Annotated in this window: 21 protein-coding genes and 4 pseudogenes; 16 read left to right on the top strand and 9 right to left on the bottom strand. The window is 68.0% G+C overall.

The annotated features are described in order from the left end of the window. Positions 1-15: 15 nt before the first annotated feature. Together LN251_RS35530 and LN251_RS35525 are read left to right on the top strand one after the other, a co-directional pair. Positions 16-804: a nucleic acid/nucleotide deaminase domain-containing protein gene (locus LN251_RS35530; RefSeq protein ID WP_458248289.1), complete on the top strand. Its 789-nt coding sequence runs from the start codon at positions 16-18 to the stop codon at positions 802-804. Continuing rightward, complete coding sequence (locus LN251_RS35525) at positions 801-2,588, top strand: WD40 repeat domain-containing protein (RefSeq protein ID WP_458248288.1); 1,788 nt, start codon at positions 801-803, stop codon at positions 2,586-2,588. Before LN251_RS35530 ends, LN251_RS35525 begins: the two co-directional genes overlap by 4 nt. Before the next feature lie 35 nt (positions 2,589-2,623). On the opposite strand, the gene LN251_RS35520 is transcribed toward LN251_RS35525, so the two are convergent. After that, positions 2,624-3,523, bottom strand: a complete 900-nt coding sequence (locus LN251_RS35520) for a helix-turn-helix domain-containing protein (protein ID WP_458248287.1) — start codon at positions 3,521-3,523, stop codon at positions 2,624-2,626. Here LN251_RS35520 and LN251_RS35515 point away from each other — a divergent pair. From LN251_RS35515 to LN251_RS35500, 4 genes and pseudogenes are all read left to right on the top strand, one after another. Then, positions 3,483-3,674, top strand: a pseudogene (locus LN251_RS35515) (IS110 family transposase); the annotation flags it as partial. The gene LN251_RS35520 and the pseudogene LN251_RS35515 sit on opposite strands and share 41 nt — an antisense overlap. Before the next feature lie 13 nt (positions 3,675-3,687). Next, entirely contained in the window at positions 3,688-4,140 is a 453-nt protein-coding gene (locus LN251_RS35510) for an SDR family oxidoreductase (RefSeq protein WP_458249484.1), read from the top strand. A 109-nt stretch (positions 4,141-4,249) separates the two neighbouring features. Next, a complete protein-coding gene (locus LN251_RS35505; protein WP_458248286.1) occupies positions 4,250-5,083 on the top strand; it encodes a maleylpyruvate isomerase family mycothiol-dependent enzyme in 834 nt (277 codons plus the stop codon). Positions 5,084-5,307: 224 nt separating this feature from the next. After that, positions 5,308-5,709 (top strand): TraR/DksA family transcriptional regulator, encoded by a 402-nt coding sequence (locus LN251_RS35500; RefSeq protein WP_458248285.1) that lies wholly within the window; start codon positions 5,308-5,310, stop codon positions 5,707-5,709. Positions 5,710-6,569: 860 nt separating this feature from the next. Here the strand turns inward: LN251_RS35500 and LN251_RS35495 are convergent. Next, positions 6,570-8,459, bottom strand: a complete 1,890-nt coding sequence (locus tag LN251_RS35495) for a propionyl-CoA synthetase (protein ID WP_458248284.1) — start codon at positions 8,457-8,459, stop codon at positions 6,570-6,572. A gap of 215 nt (positions 8,460-8,674) precedes the next feature. Next, positions 8,675-9,606, bottom strand: a protein-coding gene (locus tag LN251_RS35490; RefSeq protein WP_458248283.1) for an IS5 family transposase whose coding sequence is annotated in 2 segments (ribosomal slippage) — positions 8,675-9,271 and positions 9,274-9,606 — 930 coding nt in all. Because the reading frame shifts where the segments join, the coding sequence is not laid out codon by codon here. A 316-nt stretch (positions 9,607-9,922) separates the two neighbouring features. On the opposite strand from LN251_RS35490, the gene LN251_RS35485 reads away from it, so the two are divergent. Continuing rightward, on the top strand, positions 9,923-10,177 hold the full coding sequence (locus LN251_RS35485) for a hypothetical protein (RefSeq protein ID WP_458248282.1): 255 nt from the start codon (positions 9,923-9,925) through the stop codon (positions 10,175-10,177). 366 nt (positions 10,178-10,543) lie between these two features. Here the strand turns inward: LN251_RS35485 and LN251_RS35480 are convergent, their stop codons facing one another. Continuing rightward, on the bottom strand, positions 10,544-11,311 hold the full coding sequence (locus LN251_RS35480) for a calcium-binding protein (protein WP_458248281.1): 768 nt from the start codon (positions 11,309-11,311) through the stop codon (positions 10,544-10,546). Positions 11,312-11,581: 270 nt separating this feature from the next. On the opposite strand from LN251_RS35480, the gene LN251_RS35475 reads away from it, so the two are divergent. The 3 genes from LN251_RS35475 (at position 11,582) to LN251_RS35465 (ending at position 13,995) form a co-directional block, all read left to right on the top strand. Beyond that, entirely contained in the window at positions 11,582-12,349 is a 768-nt protein-coding gene (locus LN251_RS35475) for a calcium-binding protein (protein ID WP_458248280.1), read from the top strand. A 428-nt stretch (positions 12,350-12,777) separates the two neighbouring features. Then, on the top strand, positions 12,778-13,086 hold the full coding sequence (locus tag LN251_RS35470; RefSeq protein ID WP_458248279.1) for a hypothetical protein: 309 nt from the start codon (positions 12,778-12,780) through the stop codon (positions 13,084-13,086). Between the two features lie 168 nt (positions 13,087-13,254). Then, positions 13,255-13,995, top strand: a complete 741-nt coding sequence (locus LN251_RS35465; RefSeq protein ID WP_458248278.1) for a hypothetical protein — start codon at positions 13,255-13,257, stop codon at positions 13,993-13,995. Positions 13,996-14,681: 686 nt separating this feature from the next. Here the strand turns inward: LN251_RS35465 and LN251_RS35460 are convergent. Next, the gene (locus LN251_RS35460) at positions 14,682-15,104 is read right to left on the bottom strand and encodes a transposase (protein WP_458248277.1); all 423 of its coding nucleotides are present in this window, start codon (positions 15,102-15,104) and stop codon (positions 14,682-14,684) included. On the opposite strand from LN251_RS35460, the gene LN251_RS35455 reads away from it, so the two are divergent. Both LN251_RS35455 and LN251_RS35450 read left to right on the top strand, forming a co-directional pair. Continuing rightward, positions 15,082-15,270 (top strand): hypothetical protein, encoded by a 189-nt coding sequence (locus LN251_RS35455; RefSeq protein ID WP_458248276.1) that lies wholly within the window; start codon positions 15,082-15,084, stop codon positions 15,268-15,270. The genes LN251_RS35460 and LN251_RS35455 overlap by 23 nt on opposite strands. A gap of 142 nt (positions 15,271-15,412) precedes the next feature. After that, positions 15,413-15,769 carry a hypothetical protein gene (locus LN251_RS35450; RefSeq protein ID WP_458248275.1) on the top strand — a complete coding sequence of 119 codons (357 nt, stop codon included), beginning with the start codon at positions 15,413-15,415 and terminating at the stop codon, positions 15,767-15,769. A 297-nt stretch (positions 15,770-16,066) separates the two neighbouring features. Here the strand turns inward: LN251_RS35450 and LN251_RS35445 are convergent, their stop codons facing one another. Continuing rightward, positions 16,067-16,318 (bottom strand): transposase, encoded by a 252-nt coding sequence (locus LN251_RS35445; protein WP_458248274.1) that lies wholly within the window; start codon positions 16,316-16,318, stop codon positions 16,067-16,069. Positions 16,319-16,667: 349 nt separating this feature from the next. Between LN251_RS35445 and LN251_RS35440 the strand changes: the two genes are divergently transcribed. Next, positions 16,668-18,701: a hypothetical protein gene (locus tag LN251_RS35440; protein WP_458248273.1), complete on the top strand. Its 2,034-nt coding sequence runs from the start codon at positions 16,668-16,670 to the stop codon at positions 18,699-18,701. Between the two features lie 74 nt (positions 18,702-18,775). Here the strand turns inward: LN251_RS35440 and LN251_RS35435 are convergent, their stop codons facing one another. Further along, positions 18,776-19,996 carry an SMI1/KNR4 family protein gene (locus tag LN251_RS35435; protein ID WP_458248272.1) on the bottom strand — a complete coding sequence of 407 codons (1,221 nt, stop codon included), beginning with the start codon at positions 19,994-19,996 and terminating at the stop codon, positions 18,776-18,778. Positions 19,997-20,022: 26 nt separating this feature from the next. Here LN251_RS35435 and LN251_RS35430 point away from each other — a divergent pair. Then, positions 20,023-20,112 (top strand): annotated as a pseudogene (locus tag LN251_RS35430) (IS21-like element helper ATPase IstB); the annotation flags it as partial. Here the strand turns inward: LN251_RS35430 and LN251_RS35425 are convergent. Both LN251_RS35425 and LN251_RS35420 read right to left on the bottom strand, forming a co-directional pair. Beyond that, positions 20,107-20,316, bottom strand: a pseudogene (locus LN251_RS35425) (MFS transporter); the annotation flags it as partial. The pseudogenes LN251_RS35430 and LN251_RS35425 sit on opposite strands and share 6 nt — an antisense overlap. A gap of 72 nt (positions 20,317-20,388) precedes the next feature. Continuing rightward, positions 20,389-20,658: pseudogene (locus LN251_RS35420) on the bottom strand (transposase family protein); the annotation flags it as partial. A 455-nt stretch (positions 20,659-21,113) separates the two neighbouring features. Here LN251_RS35420 and LN251_RS35415 point away from each other — a divergent pair. After that, a complete protein-coding gene (locus LN251_RS35415) occupies positions 21,114-21,503 on the top strand; it encodes an oleate hydratase (protein WP_458248271.1) in 390 nt (129 codons plus the stop codon). Further along, entirely contained in the window at positions 21,445-22,704 is a 1,260-nt protein-coding gene (locus LN251_RS35410) for an oleate hydratase (RefSeq protein WP_458249483.1), read from the top strand. Before LN251_RS35415 ends, LN251_RS35410 begins: the two co-directional genes overlap by 59 nt. Positions 22,705-23,091 lie beyond the last annotated feature (387 nt).

Here is a 23,091-nt window from a genome sequence, read left to right as displayed (position 1 = left end):
GAGAGCGCGGAATCGGTGACTGACGACGGAGACGTGCGGAACTTCGGGCCGGAGCTTGCCGGACTTTCCGTGCCGGTGCAGGTCGGGCCCTACTTCGTGACCGATCACAGCGACCCGGTGGACCTGGGCGCATACGCCGCCTCAGCCGGGCTCCGCGAAGCCCAGGAGGAGCACGCACGCTGGGCGCGGCTGGGCAGCGACGGCGGCTTCGAACTGTGCGCCGACACGGAGGGGACGGTGTGGGCGGTGCTCCTGGGCTACGACGAACCCAACCGCTTCGTCAACTCCTCGCCCGAAGCGTTCGCATCCGGCCTCACGGAAGCGCGCGAGGCCCTGCGCGTCATCCTGAGCACGGACCAGCCGCGGGTCGCCTCGGCGGCCTTCGACAGGCTGGGGGAGCGGTTGCGCGCACAGGATCCGCGCGCATTCGCCGAGCGGGAGAACTGGTGGCCCCTGGTCCTCGACGACATCCGCGACACGGCCGGCGCTGAGTGGTACGCGGCCTTCGAGTACGTCGATGCCAAGGGCAGCAAGCAGATCGTCACCCAGTCCGGCGCCATCGCACTGCACCCCGAAGAGCGGCTGTGGAACAGACTGAGCGCGGCCGGGATCGAGCCGGAACAGGTCCTGCGCATCCACACCGACCTGGCCCCCTGTTTCATGCCCGGCCACTACTGCTCCCTGTGGCTGGCGCAGGTGTTCCCGGACGCCCAGCTGACCCACCACTACCCCTACGGCGAGTCGGCCGACTCGCGTGCGGAAGGCATCCGGCTGCTCCGCGAGAACGAGGAGGCCGGCCAGTGAGCAGTCGGCTGGCGAGCACGGCGCCCGCGCTCGGCGGGCCCGACATCACGGTATGGCCGCCGCGAGAAGGGGTCACCGCGACCCACGGTCCGACGCTGCTGGACTGGGCGGCCGACACAGCCCCCGGCCGCGCCAAGATCTGCCTGATCCGTGGGGCCCGCGGCAGCGGAAAGAGCCACCTGCTGACCTGGTTCCTCCTCGGCTCAGCCAGCCACCCCCGCACCAGCGCGCACGCGACGATCCCCTCCGCCGGGCTTTTCACCGACGCCTTCGCCTGGGAGTTGGGCCGGCAACTCGGCTACGGCCCGCTCTCCCTCGATCTTCTGCTGGACCAACTCACAGCCGATCCGCGCCCCCTGCTGCTCCTCGTACCGGACCTTCATCTGGCCGGGCGCGGCCCCGCCGACCGACCACCGGCCGACCCGGCCGCCCTGACGCGTGAACTACTCGTTCCTCTCCTGCGACTGCCGCAGACGCGCGCCGTCGTGGAGGTCGGTGACATGGACCTCCACGACACCTGGACAGGCGCCGAAACCATCGACGTCGGCGACAGACCTCACGAGAGCTTCGTCGCGCCTGACCGCGCCCTCGGTGGCGGAGACCTCACCTCTCAGGTTCCCCGCAACGACGACGGCCGTCCGCGCTGGGACCTGGCCTCCGCACTCGCCCGCGAACACGCTCTGGACCAGGCGCTGCGCTCCCTGGACACGGGCCGCACCGTCCGTGCTCTGCTCACCGACCCGGGGTTTCTCGTGCACGGTTCCCCTGTGTCCATCGCGGCCTGCCTGGCCGACGAACGCATCCCCGCACCTCGTGGACTGCGGCAGGTCTGGCGGGAAGCAGCCCCTCAGTTGTCGGACACTGGACACAGCATTACCCAGCGCGCCGCCATCCTTCACACCGCCGCCCTGGGAGCAAGCCCGACCCTCGCTCAGTACCTGCTGCCCCTCGCCGAACAGCACCTGTTCACGGCCGTATGGTCCCGTCCGGACGCGGCGGTGACCGCTCTGACGCCGATGCCCGGCGAACAGGGAGGCCTGCTCGCCGCAGATCCGCTGGGCGGTCTCACGCTCCTCGATCCGGCAACCGGCCGTGCCACCGCCGCTGTCGCATCTCCAAGGACCGTGCTTCCCGATGGCATCGCCGTACGCCGTGACCACTCCGTGCTGCTGCTCACCGACACGGGCGCCCTGCAACCCGTCACCCTGGACGCCGAAGGAACGGCTGCCGGTGTCCTCGGCCACATCGCGGCCCGCCACGGACAACTCACCCTCAAACACCCCCCCATGCGACCGACGGCCCTTGGGCAGTGCCCCCGCAGCGGCATCACGGTCGTGGGTGACGAAGAGGGAAACGTGCATGTCTGGGCCCTGGAGACCTACCACCCCACTCCGCACTCACGAGCCTTGCACAAGGCCCCTGTCACTGCGGTGACCTGCCTGGGTCTTCCTGACGATCAGCACACGCTGGTCATGAGCGCGGCCATGGACGGCACTGTCCGGCTCTGGGCAACCTCCGCCGATCCCATGCCAGATCCGGTCGAGCAGCGGCCGGCCTTCGGCACCGCCATGGCCGCCGCACACACCGCCCACGGCCCGGTACTCGCCGTGGCCTGGAACGACGCGTCAGTGCATCTGTGGCATGTTCCCACCGGCCGCGTGCGCACGATCCCCCTTCTCGTACGGTGCCAGGCCCTCGTCCTCTCGCCCGGTCTGCACCTCACGATCGGCGGGCCCGACGGCACGTACACACTCCGCCTCGACGCATCGCAGCTTTGGGATTGACGAGACCGAAGTCCCTGCCTCCCGGAGCTTCAAAGTCAAGGCAGTCCGCGGTCTGTGCTACCTGCAAACATCAGGCAGGTGATCGATCGAAGGGCGGGCTCACCACCAGCGCATGACACGGAGGCGGAGTCGTCGAGTGGGGGCCGTGGTGACGGGTATCCCTCGGTGGTGGTCAAGTCGATGAAGTACGGCCGGTCAGGGATGACAATCCCGTTGCCGTGTGCCTCCCGGCTGGCCACCCGGGTGGTGGCTGCGAGCAGTCCCCGATGCAGCCCTGTGGGTAGTTGCTCCAGAATTTCCAGGATCTCTGCCAGTGGAGTGGCCCCCGTGATCTGGTTGGCGGCACGTCGTGCAGAGGGTGTTGGGCGAGTGCGGCGGATTGTGATGATGTGGTAGGCGTTGATGTATGGGCGACGTTCGGCGGGTTGGATGCCGCAGGCGATCAGGAACGTCACCAGTTGCGCGGGGGTGGCCGGCATGCCTTTGCGGTTGGTGATGCGCCAGGCGGTGGTGCGTGGCAGGGATGCGCGGCCGGGTGAGAGGCGGCCGTCGCTCGGGCAGGGCGCGCCGGCCCGTTCGTAGGCGGCGGCCAGGGCGGCGCCGCGGTCGCCTTCGGTGTGGATGAGGGCGGGGCGGGCGCGTTGAGGGTGCGCAGCCGGTCGCGCTGGGCGGCGGCCGCACCTGCGCAGAAGGTGGGCACGGGCCGTCTCTGCCGAACTGCCGCCGCAGGCGCGCATGCAGGCCTCGAGGACGGCTGCGGAGGGTGCTGCGGTGCCGGACTCGGCGCGCTGGACGGCGCCGCGGGAGATGTTGGCGGACTGGGCCAGGGCGCGCTGGGTCAGCCGCGCAGCTTGGCGCAGGGTGGTCAGGTACTGGGCGAGGCGGGAGAAGGCCGCCGGCCACCCGGCCGACCATGCCGGTCTCGCCCCGGCCATGCGGAACTCGGTCTCCTCGATCCGCAGCGAACAGCCGCCCCGAGGGAGAAACAAGCACCTGAAGCGGGCTTTCTCCTACTCGGCGTTCGCCGTCCTGGGCGCTCCGGCCTCGCGGCCCTACTACGACAGGAAGATCGCCCAGGGAAGACACCGCAACCTTCTGCATCGCACGGGTAGACCTCGGCGTCGTCAACATCGCCTCCACCGTGGCCCACGCCGGCACGGCCTTCTCCGCCCCCTGCACCGCCAGCAGATGGGCCGTGCCCGGGCCGACCAGGACGGCCGCGCTGGAGTTGGGGCGGGACACCATGCCGGTCAACTCCATCCGCCCCGGCGTCGTCTCCAGACCGCTGATCAACCACTCCACCGTCGGAGGCCGGCTGCCTATCGCCGACTTCTACTCGCCCGCTCCCTTCGCCACCGGCTCGGAATTCGTCTTGGACGGAGGCCTGTTGCTCGGACCTGACGACGATGCGGACCAGGCTGTACGAGAGGGACCGCACTTCTACCGCCCACTCGACGCGTTCGCCCGGGGGCCATCTCGTAGCTGCTGTTCCTCCGCAGGTAATCCTCCGGAATGTCGTCGACGACATCGAGCTCTGCACGGCCGTGGATGAGCTGGAGCCCTGGTGTCGATCTTCAGCGCGACCTGGGGGCCGCCCACTGACCCCCGGGGCCGATTCACCTTCGAGTGCGCTCCAGCCGCCACACTGATCGCTGAATCGAGTGCACAGCACAGAACGGCGGCTGCAGATGACGACGAACCAGGCAGGACACCCCCTGCCGTACGACACCTATCGTGAGGCGATCGGGCGGGAGACCTGCCGGTTCGCCGACGCGGTCCGGGGCACCGACCCGGCCGGCGCTGTGCCGTCCTGCCCCGGCTGGACCCTGGCCGATCTCACTCGGCACGTGGGAGCGCTGCAGCGCTGGTTCTGCGTCCTGCTGTCCCGGCGGGTGCAGGAGGTTCCCCGCGACCGGGACGTCGAGCTGGATCTTCCCGAGGACGTGCGGGACTACGCCGACTGGCTTACGGCGGGCGTTCCGGCGGTGGCGGCCGTGCTGCGGGACGCCGATCCCAGTGCGGTGATGTGGACCTGGGGCGCCGACCCACACGCGCGATTCTGGGCCCGGAGGATGCTGTTCGAGACGCTGGTGCACCGGGTGGACGCGGAGCGTGCCGTCGGCCGCGACGCCGATGTCGATCCGGAGCTGGCCGCGGACGGCATCGACGAGTTCCTGATGAACCTGCCGTATGCGGGCCTCTTCGCGCCTGGGGTGACCGAACTGCGCGGCGACGGCGAAGTCCTCGCGTTCGGGTGCACGGACGCCAGTGGCGCGGTCGGTGAGGAGTGGCGGGTAAGGCTGGAGCCGGACGGCTTCGGGCTGGTGCCGGGCGGCGGGAACGGCCCCGCGGCGGCGGACTTCGCGGCCGTCCGGGCTCCGGCCGCGGACCTTCTGCTACTGCTCTACGGCCGCCGGTCCCACCGGGAGCCGGTTTTCGAGGTATCGGGGGACACCGGGCTCCTTGACCGTTGGTTCGCACACACGGCGTTCTGACCGGGCGCCGGGGCTCGTGCCGGCTGGTACTCACCGAACTTCGCAGGTGCTGGCTCCTCGGCGGTGAGGCGGACGCCTTGCCGTTGGCGTGACCACTTGAGCCGCGCATCCCACGCGGGGCAGTTCCTTCAACCAGAGCGACTGCCCCAGCGCCCCCTGCCAAGGTTGCGGAGCAGCAGGATGCGGAGGGGGAATCGGGAAGCTTGAATCAGCGTTGTCCCGACATGGGTCATGTATCCCAGCAGGGCCATGATGAGTCCGGCCCGTCCCGCTTCCCGACCGCCCGCGCCCGCCTCGCGGCCGACCGCGCGGACACTCTCGCTCGGGCGGCGGCACTGAGCCGCGACTTCGACGGGATCGTCGCGGCGAACGCCTTGGTGGCGGTAGACGACGAGCACGATCCCGAAGGGGGCACCACCGCCTTCGAGCGAGCTCACGTTGTCGCCCTGCTGGCCCAGGCGCGCCAGCACCTGGAAGAGCTGGACCGGGCCCTGGAACGACTCGAACGGGGCGAGTACGGGCAGTGCGAAGTCTGCGGCGGAACGGTTCCCCCCGAGCGCCTGGAGATCCGTCCGGCAGCGACCACCTGTGTCCACTGCGCCCGGCCCAACCCACGCCGCGCTTGATGCCAGCCAGTGCCTGGTAGTCACCGCCGCTACCCTCAGCTGCCTGCGGTGACTGAAAGGCGCTGAGGCGGCCCCGCATGGGCTGGCGGCGGAGGTGTCCTGGCCCCGTCGTAGATCGCGGCCTCGCTCTTGGAGTCGCCGACGGCCATGGGGACGAGCAGCTCGCCGGCCCCGACCAGCTGCCGGGGAGGGAGAGGACGTCCTCGACGAACTCCTCGGCGAGGATCGGTCCTCCAGCGACCATACGTACGGCGTGGCGGGCTTGCCCGCGCTGTTCTGTCGCTGGACCGTCATGGCCCGGTCGAACCGGGGACCTGGTACGCGCGCGCCGGGTGCGGGTTGCGCTGCCCATGAGCGCCTGTTCGGCCCCCCACACCACCGCGGCCCGTGCGGTCAGGGCCGAGCCCCTCAGGTCCGAGGGCAGAGTCCGAGTGCGTCGGAGCGTATCGGCGAGCCGAGCAGCCCCGTGGACGATCGTCGCGTTCGCCACTTCGCGGCGGCCGACCCTGGTCTTGCGCCGCTGCCCCGTCCTACAAGGGGGATGCGGTGCGCAACGTCGGGCTGGTTGGCGAGTCCGGAGCGAGGTCGAAGTGGAGATGGTGGCCTCTGACGTCCTCGGTGGCCAGCAGTTTGACCTCGACGGTGTAGCCGACGACATCCTCGAACTGGCTCCCGGGTGTCGGCCGTGAATCGGAAGCCGGAAGTGAAGGACGGTGCTGCTGCGCGGGTCCAGCGTGAGCGGGATCGCGGCGGAGAGGGACGGGGAGTCCTCGGATTCAGGCACGTCTTCACGTACTTTCAGTTCGAACGCCGGTCGTCCCCTCACGTCCACCGGCCGCCAGGTGGCCCTTGACCGACGGTCACGGTGTGGGATCTTGGCGGCGCAGAACGGGGCGGAGAGCCTCGATGACGCTCGCGTTGTCCACGGTGGAAGGGATGGGCTCGTCGTGCCCGTCGGCGATGCCGCGCATCGTCTTGCGCAGGATCTTTCCCGAGCGGGTTTTCGGCAGGGCGGCAACGACCGCCACGCTCTTGAGTGACGCGACGGCGCCGATGCGGTCGCGCACGAGCTGGACGAGTTCGGCCTCGACCTCGCTCTCCGTACGGCTGGTGCCGGCTTTGAGGACGACGAAACCGCGCGGTACCTGCCCCTTCAGAGCGTCGGCGACGCCGATGACGGCGCATTCCGCGACATCGGGGTGAGCCGCCAGGACTTCCTCCATGCTGCCGGTGGACAGCCGATGTCCGGCGACGTTGATGACATCGTCGGTACGGCCCATGACGAAGACGTAGCCGTCCTCGTCGATGTGTCCGCTGTCGCCGGTGAGGTAGTAGCCGTCGAAGGCGGAGAGGTAGGAGGCGACGTAGCGGTCGTCGTCGTTCCACAGGGTGGGCAGTGCGCCCGGCGGCAGGGGGAGCCTCACGACGATGGCGCCGTCGACGCCCGGGGCCACGGGATCGCCCGAGGGGCCGACGACGCGGACATCCCAGCCCGGCAGCGGACGGGTGGGTGAACCGGGCTTGACGGGCAGGGCTCCGATGCCCATCGGGTTGGCGACGATGGGCCAGCCCGTCTCGGTCTGCCACCAGTGGTCGATCACTGGGATGTCCAGAAGGGAGCTCGCCCAGTGGTACGTCTCGGGGTCGAGGCGCTCGCCCGCCAGGAAGAGGTAGTGCAGGCCGGACAGGTCATGGTCCGCGGTGAGCAGACCCTTCGGGTCCTCCTTGCGGATGGCCCGGAAAGCGGTGGGCGCCGTGAACATCGACTTGACGCGGTACTCGGCGGCGACGCGCCAGAACTGCCCCGCGTCTGGGGTGCCGACCGGCTTGCCCTCGTACAGGACCGTGGTCGCGCCGACGAGCAGCGGGGCGTAGACGATGTACGAATGGCCGACGACCCAACCGACGTCCGATCCGGTGAACATCGTCTCGCCCGGGCCCACGTCGTACACCGCGCCCATCGACCAGTGCAGGGCCACCGCGTATCCGCCGCTGTCGCGGACGACTCCCTTCGGCTTTCCGGTCGTGCCGGACGTGTAGAGGATGTAGAGGGGTGCGTTCGCAGGGACGGGCACGCAGTCGGCCGGGGGTGCCGCGGCGACCAGGTCGGCCCAGTCGAGATCGTCGGTCCCCAACTCGGCCCGCTCCTGCGGGCGTTGCAGGATCACGTTCTTTTCCGGCTTGTGGGCCGCGAGTTCGATGGCCCGGTCGAGCAGCGGCTTGTACGCGATGACCCGCTTGCCCTCGATGCCGCAGGAGGCGGAGACGACCACCTTGGGGGCGGCATCGTCGATGCGGAGGGCGAGTTCGTGCGGGGCGAACCCGCCGAAGACCACTGAGTGGACCGCGCCGATCCGTGCACAGGCCAGCATCGCGATGGCGGCCTCTGGGACCATCGGCATGTAGATCACCACGCGGTCGCCCTGTCCCACACCGAGTCGCGCCAACCCTCCGGCGAAGGTCGCCACTTCGTCCCTGAGCCGGGTGTAGGTGTAGGTGCGCTTGGTGCCGGTCACGGGCGAGTCGTAGATGAGTGCGGGTTGATCGCCGCGTCCCGTTTCGACGTGACGGTCCAGCGCGTTGAAGCAGACGTTCAGCCGCCCGTCGGGAAACCAGCGGTAGAACGGGGCGCCGGAGGCGTCCAGGGCGTGTCGCGGAGCGACATCCCAGTCGATGTCCTGCGCAGCCGTCAGCCAGAAGCTCTCCGGGTCGTCGGTGCTGGCGCGGAAGACGTCCTCGTATTTTCCCATTGCGCACTCCTTCGTGGCACCCCCCGGGGGCTGGGGGAGGGAACAGCGTGCAGCATGCTCCCTCCACCCATACCTCATATTGGCCAAGACGGCCGAGCAGGATGCTGGAGACTGTATTCCTGGTCGTCGGCATCCCGGTAGGGCCGACGGGCCTCGTCGATGGGTCCTGTCCTGAGGCCCTGGTCAGGCGCCTGGACTAGGCGCTGTTTCTCGGATCATGTGCGGAGCCAGATGGTGAGTGCTGCGAGGGTGACTGTGCCGAGGTAGGTGTAGGCCCGTTTGTCGTAGCGTGTGGCGACGGCGCGGAAGCCTTTGAGGCGGTTGATGGCACGCTCAACGGTGTTGCGCTTCTTGTAGCGTTCGCGGTCGAATCCGGTGGGACGGCCGCCTTGGGAACCGCGGCTGCGTCGGTGTCTGCGTTGGTCGAGTCGTTCGGGGATGGTGTGCGAGATGCCGCGTCGTCGCAGGTAGCGGCGGTTGTCGCGGGATGTGTAGGCCTTGTCGGCCAGGACGTGGTCGGGTCGGCTGCGCGGTCGGCCGACGCCGTTGCGGGGCACCGACACCTGCTCCAGGACGGGCTGCAGTTGGGGGCCGTCACCGTAGTGTCCGGGTGTCAGGAGGAGGGCGAGGGGCCGGCATCGTCCGTCGGCTGCGAGGTGGATCTTGGTGGTGAAGCCGCCGCGGGAGCGTCCCAGACACTCGCCGATTGGACCACCTCCTCCAGCCGGACGGCCAGTTTCCGAAGAACCGAATCGACCTGGTTCGTCCGCGGAAGGGCCCCCCTTTGAGGGTCCGCGGGGGGCGGTGCCTTCCTCGCGCCGGCGGCGTGCTGGTGAGCCCGCACCGCCGTGGAGTCCACGGACACCTCCCAGTCGATGTGGCCCGCGGCGTCCTCGGCTGTCTGCACTTTCGACAGCAGCATCTGCCAGGTCCCGTCCGCTGACCAGCGGCGATGGCGTTTGTAGACGGTCTCCCACGGCCCGAATCGCTCCGGCAGATCCCGCCACTGGACCCCCGTGCGGACCCGGTAGAGCACACCGTTGATCACCCGTCGGTGATCGCTCCACCGGCCCCCACGTGCACCACCGCGAGGTAAGAACGACTCCAGCCGATCCCACTCCGCATTCGTCAGATCTCCGCGTCCCATGGAGTCAGCCTGCCCTCAACACCCCACCCAGGGAGGGAGATCCGAGAAACAGCGCCTAGGTCGCGGTGGGGCCACCGCCCCACCGCCCGATCGGCTCGTTCACCCCAGGCTCGGGCTCGCGCCGAGGGCGAACGAATGCTCACGCTGCAGCGCGCCCGGGGCACGAGAAGGCCTGGGCCGGTAGGTAGATCTCGGCGGGGGGCCGCCTCGAGTTTGCGGCTCGGTGTCCTGACGGCTGCACCTCCGCTCGCTTCACCTCGACGTGTCGTCCTCGGTCTGCGGGTGGGGTGCAGGTGATCAGGTCGAGGGTGATGTGGTGGCGGCGTTGCCAGGCGGTCACGTCTGCGTGGGTCCGGGGTACTGCCTGCAGGGCGATGTCGACGGTGGCGTGGAGGGCGACGCGGCTGGCGCCGGTGGCAGCGTGCACGGCGTTGCCCTCGCTGATCACCATGACGTAGCGGGCGAGGGCGTGGGGGTAGGTCTCGGCGGGGCAGGTCGCCTCGCCGGCGAGCACATCGGCTCAATGACCGGTGTCGAGATTTATGCCGACGGCGGGGCCAGCCAGATCTGACCACCGCAGTCGGCCCTTTGAACGCCGCCCCCTGGCCCGCCGGTCCCCGGAAGGCCCGCGGCGGACTTCCTAGACCCGTCAACCGCCGCGCGACCTGCGGCGGCTACGCCTGGCATGCTCGCTGGCCGCCGAGTTATTTGCCCAAGGGGTGTCGCCCGGCGCGACTGATCGGCCAGGCCGCCCGTAATTTTCATCCGACTCCAGATCTTTTATGGGGTGGCGGGCGTGGCCCTTGCGCCTCGCCGAGGGGGGTCGTCACCGCATGCATGGTCTGGTCGGGTAACCCGGATTCCTCCTGTCCGAGGCATGGACGATGCCCTCGACGCGGCCGTCGCGCTGAGTAGGGCCGGTGTCGGCGTCTGTCGACTACTTGGTGTCGACGTAGTCGCCGGCGGCGTTGGCAGACGCTGTGGTGGCGGTGCCCGCGAAGGCGTAGCGCCAGTAGCCATCGGCGGTAGCGGTAATGCGGGTACTCAGGGTGCCGGTGCTGCTGGTGGTGACGGTCTTGATCGTGGTGTAGGTGCTGGTGCCGGCCTTGCGGAACTGCAGCTTCACTGACTGGGTGGCATAGCCGTGGTACAGGTTGTCGCCCCAGTTCGCTCGGCTGAGCTTGCCTGTCACGGTCAGGGCCGTGCCCTTGCTCACGGGCTCGGGCGAGGCGTTGGTCGTGAGCTTGGCGTACCGCTTGACGAAGAACGGGTCCTGGTTGTTCCGCGTGACGCCGTCGTGGTCCTTAGAGGTGATCTCCAGGTAGGTCTGCCAGGCCCCGGCCTGTGCGTTCTTCAGCCCCGTCCCGTTGTAGCCCGGGTCCATGACGTAGCTCATCGAGCAGGTGGCGGTGGTGGCGTCGACGGCTTTGCAGCCCAGGTTGTCGTGGTAGCCGAAACCGGTGGCGGTGGCCGTGCTCCAGACGTCGGAGTAGGCCGCGTTGATCCCGGAAGTGTCGGTGGCGGTGATCGCCAAAACGAAGGTCTTCTCTGTCGTGGTGCCGACCACGACGGGTTTGCCACCGTTAATCGACACCTTCGTGATTGTCAGATCTCCGTCCCCGTTCACAGCCTCAGCGGCCGGAGCGGTCAGAGCCGACAGTGTCACCGCGCACGGCAACAGGATGCCGACGGCAAGCTTGCGCACGAAAAACCCCCCACAGGGCAGGCCCACCACCCTGATGCATGAGGTGGGATGAACAGGTGTGCGGAGTGTAAAGGTGCACGCGCAGGTCCATTCCGGCAGGGGGATGCAAGCTGACGGTGCTTCCCGTTGCGTCCGGCATTCCGTGGCAGGTGCGCAGGGGGCGCGTCTAGAACAACTTGAGCCACACGTACAACCAAACGCCCGTGGGGATGGTCTCCTGCACACCCGGACTCCACTCATGGAGATCCGGCTCACCGTTCCTGGAGAACCATGCACATCCGAACGGCCGCGGCCGCCACCGTCGGCGGCCTGGCGCTACTCACCCTCCTCACCCCCGCCGCGCAGGCAGACGATCACAACGGCGACATCGCATTCACTTCGGTGACCTTCAGCAGGACCACCGTCAATGTCGGCATCAGCGAGCCGCAGACGCTGACTGTCTCCGCCACCGCCAAGGATGACTCCGGCATTTGGGGCATGGTCGGTCTCAAGCTGGTCAGCTCCGACGGCCGTATCCAGTACGGGAAGTCGTCGACCTGCACGCGTCCCACGTCGACGACCATGAAGTGCACGTGGTCCTACAGCCTGGAGTCCGACCGCACCGACTATGCCGACCTCCGCAACAGCTCGGCCGGTACCTGGCACCTCGACATGGAGGCCCGCGGCAACGACGGCGACTACTACACCCTTGACAGCAGCGCCACGATGAAGATCAAGCGCTACGCCAAGCTGGCGACGGCCCAGGCGACGCCCGAACCGGTCGCCAAGGGCGGGACGCTGACGGTGACCGGCGCTCTGACCCGGGCCGACTGGAACACCAACACCTACACCGGCTTCGCCGCCCAGAAGGTGGCCCTTCAGTTCAAGAAGTCTGGCGCCTCGACGTACACCACCGTCAAGACGGTGACCACCGACAGCGCGGGCAAGCTGAAGACGACCACCACGGCGAACGCCTCTGGCACCTGGCGCTGGCACTTCGCCGGCACGGGCACCACCAGCACGGCGACGGCGTCAGGAGACGCAGTCGCGCTGAAGTAGGCACCATGAGCCTGCCCGGTGCGATGGATCGAAGGTCGGTCTTCAGGCGAGCAACTATCACAGCCGTCTCGAACATAAGGCCCTTGCGTTGCGGTGGAGATGGGTTGTGTCTGCGAGTCGCCTGACGGCGGTTCGAAGTGCCAGGAAGGCCGTCGCGGCCCAGTGACAGGACCGGCCGGCGGGGGTGGTGGCCAGGGGCGGCCGCTGCGGGCCGCCCCTGCCTGCGACAGATCAGGTTGCTTCCGCGACCCGGTTGAAGAGCCGGCCGGCGAGGTCGACGCCGGTGATGGCGCCGCTCGCGTTGCGGGAGAAGTAGCCGCGCTTACCTTTGAGGCCGCCTTCAGCGACGATGTACTCGTCGGCACGGTCAGGAAGGAAACCGATGGCTGCGACCGGGTGGTCCGGGGCATGTCCTCCTGTGATGCCGCGTGGATTTCGGGCTTGATTCCCACGGCCAGGGTGAGGCGGGTGCCGTCGGTGGCGATGTCGAGGTTGAGGGCGTCGATGTCGTAGCGGCCGACGACCTCTTGGGCCCGGCCTTGGTCGTAGGGGAGCGGTTCCGCCGTCTTCTCGACGACGCCGCGGTAGTGCTCGAGCGCCCATCGCACGACGGACTGGTTGCAGGTGTCGCCGTCCTGGCCGTTGCCCGAGCCGCCGTGGCCGATGGCGCGCAGGCCGTCCAGGTCGTGCAGGAACCAGCAGATGCCAATGCCGTCGCTGAGCGAACTGGCGCGTAGCTCGACCGTCTGCTCCCGCATGCGGTGCAGCGCTGCAGCGGGCAGCACGCCCTGGCCGTCGCTGAGTGGCTGTTGTTGTACCGATCTTGTGGCTTGTTGGTCGAAGGGGTGTCCAGCGGGTTGAGGACGTTGTGCCTCGAACAGCACCTCGGTTCTACGATCCAGCGTATGAGTAAGTTTTTCGTCACGGTGTGCCTGCCGCCGACCAGGCCACGGAAGCTTCCGGAAGCGATAGCGGCCGTCATGGCGCCGTATGACGCCAACCTCACCGACGACTGGAACCCGGTCGGCCAGTGGGACTGGTGGGTCATCTACTCCGATACGGTGAGCCCCTACCTCACCCGGCCCGAGCATGACGGCGACCGCAGGCTCGTCACGGCCTCCACCGTCCCCCGCAGGAAGGCCAAGCTCGATGCCCTCGGGCCGCTGGAGTGCTACGGCGGACCTCGGGACCTGCTCGATTTCGGCACTATGCGGCGGCGAGCGGCGACAAGGCATGATGCCAGGCTCGCCGCCTGGGAAGAACTAGCCGCGCTGTATCCGCCGGCCCGCCCGCTGTCCGACTTCGTCGCCCGCCACGAGTCCGATCCCGGTGGCTACTCCTTGGCGGACGCCAAGAGAGAGCACCTGGCCCAGCCGCTGGTGCAGGACGTGGCGCAGCGGGCCGTCTCGGGCGACCCGCACTTCGACACATCGTTCCTATTCAATGACCCGGTCGCGTACTTCGCGCAGGAGCACGAGGAAGCCCGGCAGTCGTCGGTCCAATGCGCTGTGCCCGGCTTTGCCCTGGTCACCCTCGACGGTGTGTGGATGGATGCGGACCGCGACGGCTACTGGGAGCAGGCCAACAATTATCTCGACGACCTCCATGCCGAAGCCGTCGTCGTCGACCTGCTCTGTCACTACTGATGTCCGTGGCCGTGACTTGCAGCCGCCACATCGATCACCGCTGTGACCAGCCGCCGAGTTGCACGGTTTGGTTATCGTCGAGCGCCCTTCCACGGTCCGGGGACAGTCTGGGAAGGCGCCCGTCGAACGGGAGTCCCGATCGGGTGGTCGCGGGCCGCTGGGCGCATACGAACAAAACCTCCTGAACAGCTCGTCGGTCTCGAATCACCGAGCGGTAGGAGGCCCTGGTGCAACAGTCTTGCGTGCCGATGGCCGGGCAGTCCAGCGCGGTCACCTGGGAGTGTGACTGCCTGGCTCGCGTAGCGGTGGCTGCCGGCTGAGCTGCGCAGACAACCTTGGCGTGCTGTCGGTGGTCCATGGTGTGTAGCGGGAGTCGTCGGTGGGTGAGGGATGGATGAAGCGGATTCGACGGGTGCTGCGGAAGACGGAGACGTTATTGCTGACGGTGGCCCTGAAAGCCGATCGGCATCTCGGTAGAACGCTCCGCCCGTGAAGTCCAAGGCCTTGCCATTTGCTTCGGCGGGCAGCCCGGCTACCAACTGCTCCTTCGAGACCGATCCCACCGCGACGTTCAGATCCCACCAGAGACGGTGGAACATGAAATCTTGGCCGGGCCAAGCGGCTCCCGGTAAGGCCTAGCCCCAATGCCGTGACTCTGCTGGTGATGTTGGCGGGTCCCTCAGGGGTCATACGGCGGCTGCGCACAGTGCGTGAAGGCGTGTGGTACGGCGGCGGGTTCTGGGGGTGCCGGCCATCCAGTCGGCGATTCGGGTGACATTGCAGGCCATCGCGGTGAGGACGTGTTGGACGTGCGTTCTGGCGAGTCCTCGGTAGCGGGAGCGGCGCAGGCCGTGGACGCGGACGTTCTGCGAGAGGGTGGCCTCGATGCCGGCGCGGATCGCGTAACGGTGCTGCCATTGTTCGGTGCGCTGGTCGAGCCGGTTGTGCATCTGGATCTCGTGCAGCGGCCGGGGCAGCACGGCGATGGAGCGGGGGCCGGTGGCTGACGTGGTGCACTGGGCGCGGTCTGGGCAGGCTCGGCAGTCTGCTTCGGCGAACCGGGCTTGCAGATAGGTGTGGTCCTTGATGTTCAGCTTGGTCCAGGACACGCTCGTGGCCCCGCGCGGGCAGATCGCCTGCTCGTTGTCCCAGTCGATGGTGAAGGGCCGCCTTGCCGAAGCCGGCACCGGCCTTGACCTGGGCAGCAAAACCCCCGACGGCGTCCTGCAGCAGATCTGGGCCATCTGCTGGTCCACCACGCGCTGCGGGAACTGATCGTCAGAAACCCCGCCCACCGTGCAGGAAGCTCTTGCCGCAGTACTGGACATCCTCGACGGACTTGAACACTCCCACGCGGCCGGCATCATCCACTGCGACATCAAGCCGGGCAACCTCGTCCTGACCCCCCGCAGGGCGGGTGAAGATCCTGGACTTTGGTATCTCCAGCATGAACGAATCCATCCATCAGGCTGGCGTCGTCGGAACAATCATGTACATGCCGCCCGAGAGCTTCTCGGGCGCGCCACCCCACGTCACGCGGGACATCTTCGGCACCGGGGCGGTCCTCCGTGAACTGATCAGGGACCGATACGTCCATCAAGGCGGCGGTTTGCTGGCTTCCACTTCGATGCAACCGCCGACTCGTCTCGCGACGCTCGCGCCTGATCTTCCAGCGGGCGTCCAAGCGCTCATCGAAAAGTCCACCGCCCCGCTGCCGGAAATGCGGTACTCGAGCGCAGCGGAGATGCGAGCCGAAGTGGAGCGCTACCTGTAACGAGACATTGCTGATGTGCCCGGGACAGCAGCTTCTGCCAGGCCCGGCTCCACCGTATGGGCGCAGTTAGGGATTTGCGCCGGCACCGCATGCTCCGATCCCCCTCCCCGTCCTCATCGTGCGCTGGTAGCCGGCCTCGGGACTGTCAAACAAGTGGTGTAACTGGGTAGTTGTTGAGGCTACTGGCGGGCCGCCGACAGGCGGCCGTCGAAGGTGATGTCGAAGGCGTTCAGCGCGTCCACCGCGGTCGACGACCTGCGCCGCGAGTCCGCCCAAGCCTGGGCCCACATCCTGGGCCTACGTCACATCCCCAGCACAACGGAGCCGACCGAGTGGCGACCCGTTGCGCCGGGCCCGCGAGACCCAGCTGTGCAGCGTCCTGGGATGGATGCCCGGATCCTCGGCCACCTCCGGAATCGGCTTTCCGGTCTCCGTTACGATCCGCGCCGCGCCCTCCCGGAACTCGGTGTCGTAGGTGCGCTTTCTGGATGTGCCATGACCCCTAACTATCCCTCCGGTCAGCGTCTCCACATAGGAGGGGAGGCGCATCCTGCACTGGTCCGCCTGGCGTCGTCACCACCCACACCAGGTCACCGAGGCCCACCGCCGATGGCACAACATCACCGCCGCCGGGACCATATGACCGGAAGTCAAACGATCAAGACTTGCAGCTGCCGTGACTGACAACGCCTGCGGCCGAACCCTTCAGCGCTGTCATGCCGTTGTCTGCCTGGCCTGAATGAGTTCATGGCCTGCAAACCATGATTTTGATCATATTGCTTTTGGTGCGGTCGTGATGGGGTCCCGGCTGTCCTGGACAAGTCATGAATCCGTAAAGGGGATTGAGGAAGTGAGATTCTTACGCGCGTCGGCATGGCGGCCTGCTGCCGCTGGTGCCGTGCTGGCGTTACTGACCGGGGTGGGCACCGCAGCGGCGGCGCCCACCCCACCTGCGCCCGGCCTGGGAGCTTCGCCCGCGGCGGTGGCGGCCGCCGGCCCGCAAGATCTGGCGGCGATCGCTGCTGGAGGCGAGCGGCCAGTGTCGGGTAAGACACCGTCGGCTGGCCCCAAGTTCTCCAAGACGGGCACCGTCTGGCGGGTCATCACTCCGGAGGCGGTGCTGCGGAACACGGTGACCGACGCGGACGGCGATACCGCGAACCTGACGTTCCAGGTTTACACCACGAACGCGGACGGCACCCCGAAGGCGCAGGTCGACCTCGACGGGTCCGGGCAGTTCGGAGTGCTGGTGTCGCCCTACGTGGCCTCGGGCGGAACAGCGAAGGTGACGGTGCCCTATGGCATCCTGAAGCCCGGCGTGCTGTACAAGTTCCGCACATCCGCCTACGACGGCAGCCTGTACGAGACGAACTGGTCGCCGTGGGCGGACTTCCGTATAGAGCCGTATATGACGTTTCCTGCGGCGCAGGCTTCGTCGACGATCGATCCGACGGTGCAGGCGATAGAGGAGCTCACTCGGTCCGATCCGGGGCCTGCCCTGCCGACGTTCGACGCAAACGGTGCGGTGAAGCGGGAGGCCACCCAGAAACGTACCTGCGGTAAGCAGGACGCCCAGGGACGCAAGCTCTGCATGGAGCTTTCCCCTCCCACCGCAGAGTCCAAGGCGCGTGCGAAGAAGCGCGCCGAGGCGCTGCGCAAGGCGGCGGAGGCCAAGGCCCGCAAGGCCGGTGGGTCTCCCGCTGCGGCAGCTGCGGGACCGGCTGTCGCGCCTGCCGTGGAGCTGGTCGGCTGGTGCTATGACAAGTCGGCGGGCAAGGACTACATGACCCGCACCGAGGCGTGCCTGAAGAACATCGGGTCAGGGAAGCTGATCTTCATCGACGCGGACAACAAGCAGATCGGCTTCGCCACCTTCGACTTCGAGCAGCGGATCAAGGCGTACCCGAACAAGGCCGCCTCTGGGTCGGACTTCGGGGAGTTCGACCAGCAGATCGTCATCGTGCCGGTCGCGATCGACCAGGCGCTGAAAGGCGTCACGATGAAGTGGTACGCCCAGTCGACGTGCTCGTCGTGCGTGACGTCGAAGACGCGGTGGGCCGACAACCAGAACAACCCCGCAGGCGATACCGCCTACTGGTCAGCCGACGACGCAAGCGTGAACAGCGGCCGGTGGGGGACCATCCAGACAACCTGGTCCGGCACGGGCAAGGAGACCATCGACCTGGGCTGGTCGGTGACCGCAACCGTGGACGCCAGTGACACCGCGATCGCCACGGCCAACTTCGGAACCTCCGGGACTCAGGCCAGGCGTGAGCTGGCGCCACGCTGCGACGACATCCTCAAGTCGTCCGCGCCGGGCTGCGTGCTGCCGTCCTTCGCGCTGAACTGGACGGTGGACACCAACCTGTATCCGGCTGCCGGGGCGTACTACTGGTACATGCAGCAGGTGATGCCCGATCATGCCGGCTCCAGGCGGTGGGACTCGCTGATGCACTATCTGGGTCCGGACACGACGGTGAAGAACAGCGCCGGTGGTACGTGGACATCGGACAACAGCCGTAGCCGCGTGTGCGACAGCACCTGGAGCGTGCACAAGTCGGATGCGTCCGTGGGATCGGTCGACTGCGATGAGTTCGCCATGGCCTCGACGCACGAGTCCGGCGGCTTCCCCAACAGCGTCAACCTGGTGACCTCGGGCAGCAAGTGCGCCCAGTTGTTCACCGACAAGATGGGAGACGGTTCGGCGAACTTCGGCATCCTCGCCGACACCCGCACGGCCACGAACGGGCCGAGCGGCACCGAGCGGTGCGGGCGCGCGGCGATCCCCAGCGTGCAGAATCAACGCGCGTTCAGCGGGTTCCCGGCTCCGTCCTGGCGGATGCTGGACGGTGACGGCTTCTTCGTGACCCTCCCGGGATTCGAGCACTGCACGTCGAGCGCGACCACTTGCGCGTGGAGCAAGATCAGCTGACGCAAGCCTGAGCGTCAGGCAGGTGGAGCAGGAGGGGGCCAGTCCGCAGGACCGGCCCCCTCCCTCCTGTGGGGTCAGTCGGCCAGCGGCTGCCACCGGTCTTCCTGCGCGGGATCGAGCCTGCTGCCCCACACCAGCGCCCCGCCCACCAGGCCGGGCTTGTCCCGCGTGGCCAGGGCGGGAGCTTCCAGCATGTCCGCGACGTTCTCCAGGTATGTCGCCAGCGTGTCGAGCTCATCGCCAGGACCTTCGTTGTAACGGGACCAACGGCCCAGATGGCCAGTCGCAGCGTCCAGATACAGGCCCGAGGTACGGTCAGCGACGCCATAGGAGACGACCGGGATCCAGGCCGCGTTCCACACAGTGATCCGGTCGTCCGCGGTACGGCGGCCGTTGAGGGCGTCCTGATGGGCTTGGGCGTCCATCTGCTGCCGGTAGAAGTCAGCTACGCCGTCCAGTGGCATCAGGGCTTGGTTGCCGGGCATGCATCCCGCACCGTCTACCCCGTCGTCGCCCGCGGTGAGAGACCACCAGGCGCGCAGGTCGGTGGGTATCGAGATGCCGAGGTCCTGCTCCAGCTCGGTGAGGGTCGCGGAGCTCGCGCCGTCGCGGAGCGCCGCGTGGGAGTCGGGGGCGTTGTGCTGGAGCCAGTGGGTGATGCGTTGCCAGGCGTCGACGATCTGCCGCCCGGCGACCGCATCAAGGCCGGGACCGGCAGGCTCGCTGTTGCTCTCGCCCTGACTCTGGCTCTCGGCGTTCGCGGCGCCCTCGTTGGCCGGGGCCCGGTTCACGTACCGGATCTCGATCCGATCGGGCTCGCGAATATAGCCGACGGCCAGGGCGGGACAGTCCTCGAACAGGTCGCCGTCGATCATCACGGTGAGGATGCCGGGCAGAGTCGAGGGCCGGCCCATGTCCGGATCGTCCGCCAGTTGGCCAGCCAGGACCCTCAGGGCGTACGGCGCGCCCGCCCCGAACTGTAAGACGGTGTCGCGCACGTGTGGAGGGATTTCAACGTTCACGGCCTGGTACTCCTTGCTGATCGGATGGAGGGCAGTGCCGTTCACACAGTAGGACGCGGATGCTGACGGCAGCCCGGCGCACATTGTCTGGTACAGCATGCGGCTGGCGCGGCGGCGACCACGCTCGGCTTCCGTCTGCAAGAGCGCTCCGCCACCCGCCGTGACTGGCTGGCCCAGCAGGCCCAGCAGGCCCAGCATCGCCAGGAGCTGCGGCGAGTGCTCGTGCGCTTCCTCGCCCGGCTCGCCGCGATACGCCGCCAGCAGCACGAGCACGATGACCAAGCTGCGCCGTAAGCCCGCTCTGCGTGGCGATCGTGGACCGGCTTCCCTTCGGCGGCAACATCATCGAGACCGGGACGGACTCCTGCCGGCTTGCCCACGTCAAGAGTCATGAAGCCCTCACCGAACCGCCGCCAGTAGCCCGGTCCCGTCTCCCCGGCTGGTGTGGGGGCTTCCTCGGCCGCGTGTCCCATCCCGCGCGGCAATGCGAGTTTGATGATTACCGATCCGAGGGCGAAGCAGCACGCGTTGACGGCGAGTCCGGTCAGGGGACCGAGCATAGCCACCAGGGAGCCGCCGACCGCCAGGCCGACGGCGATGGTGATGCCCCGCTGGGCCAGCAGCGGCCGTATTTCACCGATCGCACGTGTGATCGTCGAGCGATCTACGTCGAACCAGCAGGCCAGTACGTGGTGGGTGGCGCCATGACGGAGGTGAACCAACGTGGCCAGGAGCCGGTCGACGAAAACGAGCTTGTGCTTGGCACCGGCGCCGACGGCCCGTTGGCGGGGACGCGAGGCGAGTGTCGCCTGCTGCCTCTCATGCCACGGGCCGACCTCCGCTACGAGTTCGGCGATCACCTCTGAACTCAGTCCGGTGATCTGCTGACTCCGAAGGACCGCTGCACGCGTCCGGTTCTTCACCACGCAGACCATGATCGACGATCAAGATCTCGACGTGCCAGCGCCAACCATGCACGAGCTCGTTAGTCTGAAGGCGGCAGGTCCTTTTGTAGGCCAGTTCCCCGATGATCTACTCAGGACCAGAACGTGCCTGATGGAGCGGACGTGGCCTGCCCTTGTGCGACTGCTCTCTGTGAGGTCGCCCCTGATGATCCACGACCCACACCACGCGTGACGTCGCGGCCATCGCCGGGCATCGGTACCCGGCCTGGGCCGCTCGGCACACCAGTAGGGACATCAGGCCCCTGCCCCGATGATCACGTCACGAGTTGACTGAGCAACGCGGGCGCCACGCTCGCCGGGCCCTACCACCTGAGGGCTGCCTCGGCGCGCCGCCCACGGCCGCACCTTGGCAGATCTGCGACGTGTGCGGCCCCCGAAGAACACTGCGCCGCTCGGAAGCATGGGCGGCAGAACGGAGGGACGTCATGACCGACGCTCCGCTGCACTCCCACGCCTACCTGGTCGGCGGCGGCATCGCCTCGCTCGCGGCGGCCGTCTTCCTGATCCGCGACGGCGGCTTCCCCGGCGAGCACATCCGCATCCTGGAGGAACTCCCGGTCGCCGGCGGCTCCATGGACGGCAGCGGCGAACCCACCGGCTACGTCACCCGGGGCGGCCGGATGCTGGAGGAGGAGGCGTACACCTGCCTGTGGAACCTCCTGGAGACGATCCCCACCCTCACCGACGAAACGGTGTCCGTGCGCGCGGAGATCCGGGAGTTCAACGCCAAGTGGCCCACCGACGCCAAGGGCCCGCCTGATCGGCAAGGGCACCGCGATCCTGGACGCCGCCGACTACGGACTCGACGCCCGTGACCGCCTGGAGCTGACCCGGCTGCTCGTCCTGCCCGAGTCCGTGATCGGGGCCCGCCGGATCGAGGACTTCTTCTCCCCGCACTTCTTCGCCACCAACTTCTGGACGATGTGGCGCACCACGTTCGCCTTCCAGAACTGGCACAGCGCCATCGAGCTCAAGCGCTACTTCCTGCGCTTCATGCAGGAGTTCCCGCGCATGCACACGCTGTCCGGGGTACGCCGTACCCGCCTCAACCAGTACGACTCGATCATCCGCCCGGTGCGGTCCTGGCTGGAGGCCCGCGGGGTGCTCTTCGAGCACGGCGTACGGGTCACCGACGTGGACTTCAGCACCGAGGACGACGGCACCCGGCGGGTGCGGCGCCTGCACCTCGAGCGTGGCGGGCAGCCCGACACCTACGAACTCTCCGACGGCGACTACGCGTTGATCACCGTGGGCTCCATGACCGCCGATGCTGTCCTCGGCAGTACCGACAGCGCGCCCGAACTGGTCCGCGACAAGAAGGACGGCGGCTGGCGGCTGTGGGAGACCCTCGCCGCCAAGGCAGACGACTTCGGCCGTCCGACCGCCTTCAACGGCACCGTGGACGAGTCCAAGTGGGAGTCCTTCACCCTCACCATGCGCAGCCCGCTGCTGGTGCACCGCATTGAAGAGTTGTCCGGCAACCTTCCTGGCACGGGCGCGCTGATGACGTTCAAGGACTCCAACTGGCTGATGTCCATCGTGGTGCCGCATGCCCCGCACTTTGACGGCCAGCCCGAAGACGTCTACACCCTGTGGGGCTACGGCCTGTTCGTTGACAATGACGGCGACTTCATCGGCAAGCCGATGGCACAGGCGACCGGCCGGGAGGTCCTCACCGAACTGCTCGGCCACCTCGGCCTCTCAGACATCGAAGACGAAATCGCGACGACCACAACCGTCATCCCCGTGATGATGCCCTACATCACCAGTCAGTTCGCCCCGCGCACCGTCCACGACCGGCCACTGGTCATCCCGCGCGGCGCCGCGAACTTCGCCTTCCTGGGCCAGTACACGGAGATCCCCGAGGACGTGGTCTTCACCGTCGAATACTCCGTGCGTGGCGCCATGCACGCCGTCTACGGACTCCTCGGCCTCGACCACGAGATCCCCGGTATCCATCACGCCCTCGCCGACCCGAAGGCCGCCTTCGCCGTCCTCAAGGCGGCGCTGGGTTGAGCCGCACCCACGGCTGATGCCCGGCACTGGCCGCCGCCGTGGTGAGCGCGGTCGACCCGTTCACCACGGCTCGGTCGGAGCCCAGCGAACCCTGCAAGGTTTCACCGTCACGCAGACAGCGCCGCAGGCGGCGCGCCAACCACCGTGGGCTTCATCATGCACCGGGCCGGAGCCGGACTGCCCCCGGTGAATGCCGATGAGTGTGCCGTGAGGGCGGCGGTGCCCAGCCGCGAGGCTCCGATGACGGTCGACGAGGGACGAGAGCAGTCGGGCCCACTCATGTCAGAGCGCCAATTTCGCCAAGCTTTCTCAAAATCGCCCCACAGGCACTCGTTAGGCAAGCCTCACCTCATCTACGTTCGGGGTGTACTTCCCCGCCCATCCGAC

Source organism: Streptomyces sp. MAI_2237 (assembly GCF_054189285.1).
This window is presented reverse-complemented; position numbering and strand designations above follow the sequence as displayed.

Coding starts and splice junctions, on each gene's coding strand:
- LN251_RS35520 (WP_458248287.1), bottom strand. CDS start 3,523: ATGGCCGGGGCGAGACCGGCATGGTCGGCCGGGTGGCCGGCGGCCTTC.
- LN251_RS35500 (WP_458248285.1), top strand. CDS start 5,308: ATGGGTCATGTATCCCAGCAGGGCCATGATGAGTCCGGCCCGTCCCGC.
- LN251_RS35495 (WP_458248284.1), bottom strand. CDS start 8,459: ATGGGAAAATACGAGGACGTCTTCCGCGCCAGCACCGACGACCCGGAG.
- LN251_RS35475 (WP_458248280.1), top strand. CDS start 11,582: ATGCACATCCGAACGGCCGCGGCCGCCACCGTCGGCGGCCTGGCGCTA.
- LN251_RS35465 (WP_458248278.1), top strand. CDS start 13,255: ATGAGTAAGTTTTTCGTCACGGTGTGCCTGCCGCCGACCAGGCCACGG.
- LN251_RS35455 (WP_458248276.1), top strand. CDS start 15,082: ATGTTCAGCTTGGTCCAGGACACGCTCGTGGCCCCGCGCGGGCAGATC.
- LN251_RS35445 (WP_458248274.1), bottom strand. CDS start 16,318: ATGCGCCTCCCCTCCTATGTGGAGACGCTGACCGGAGGGATAGTTAGG.
- LN251_RS35415 (WP_458248271.1), top strand. CDS start 21,114: ATGACCGACGCTCCGCTGCACTCCCACGCCTACCTGGTCGGCGGCGGC.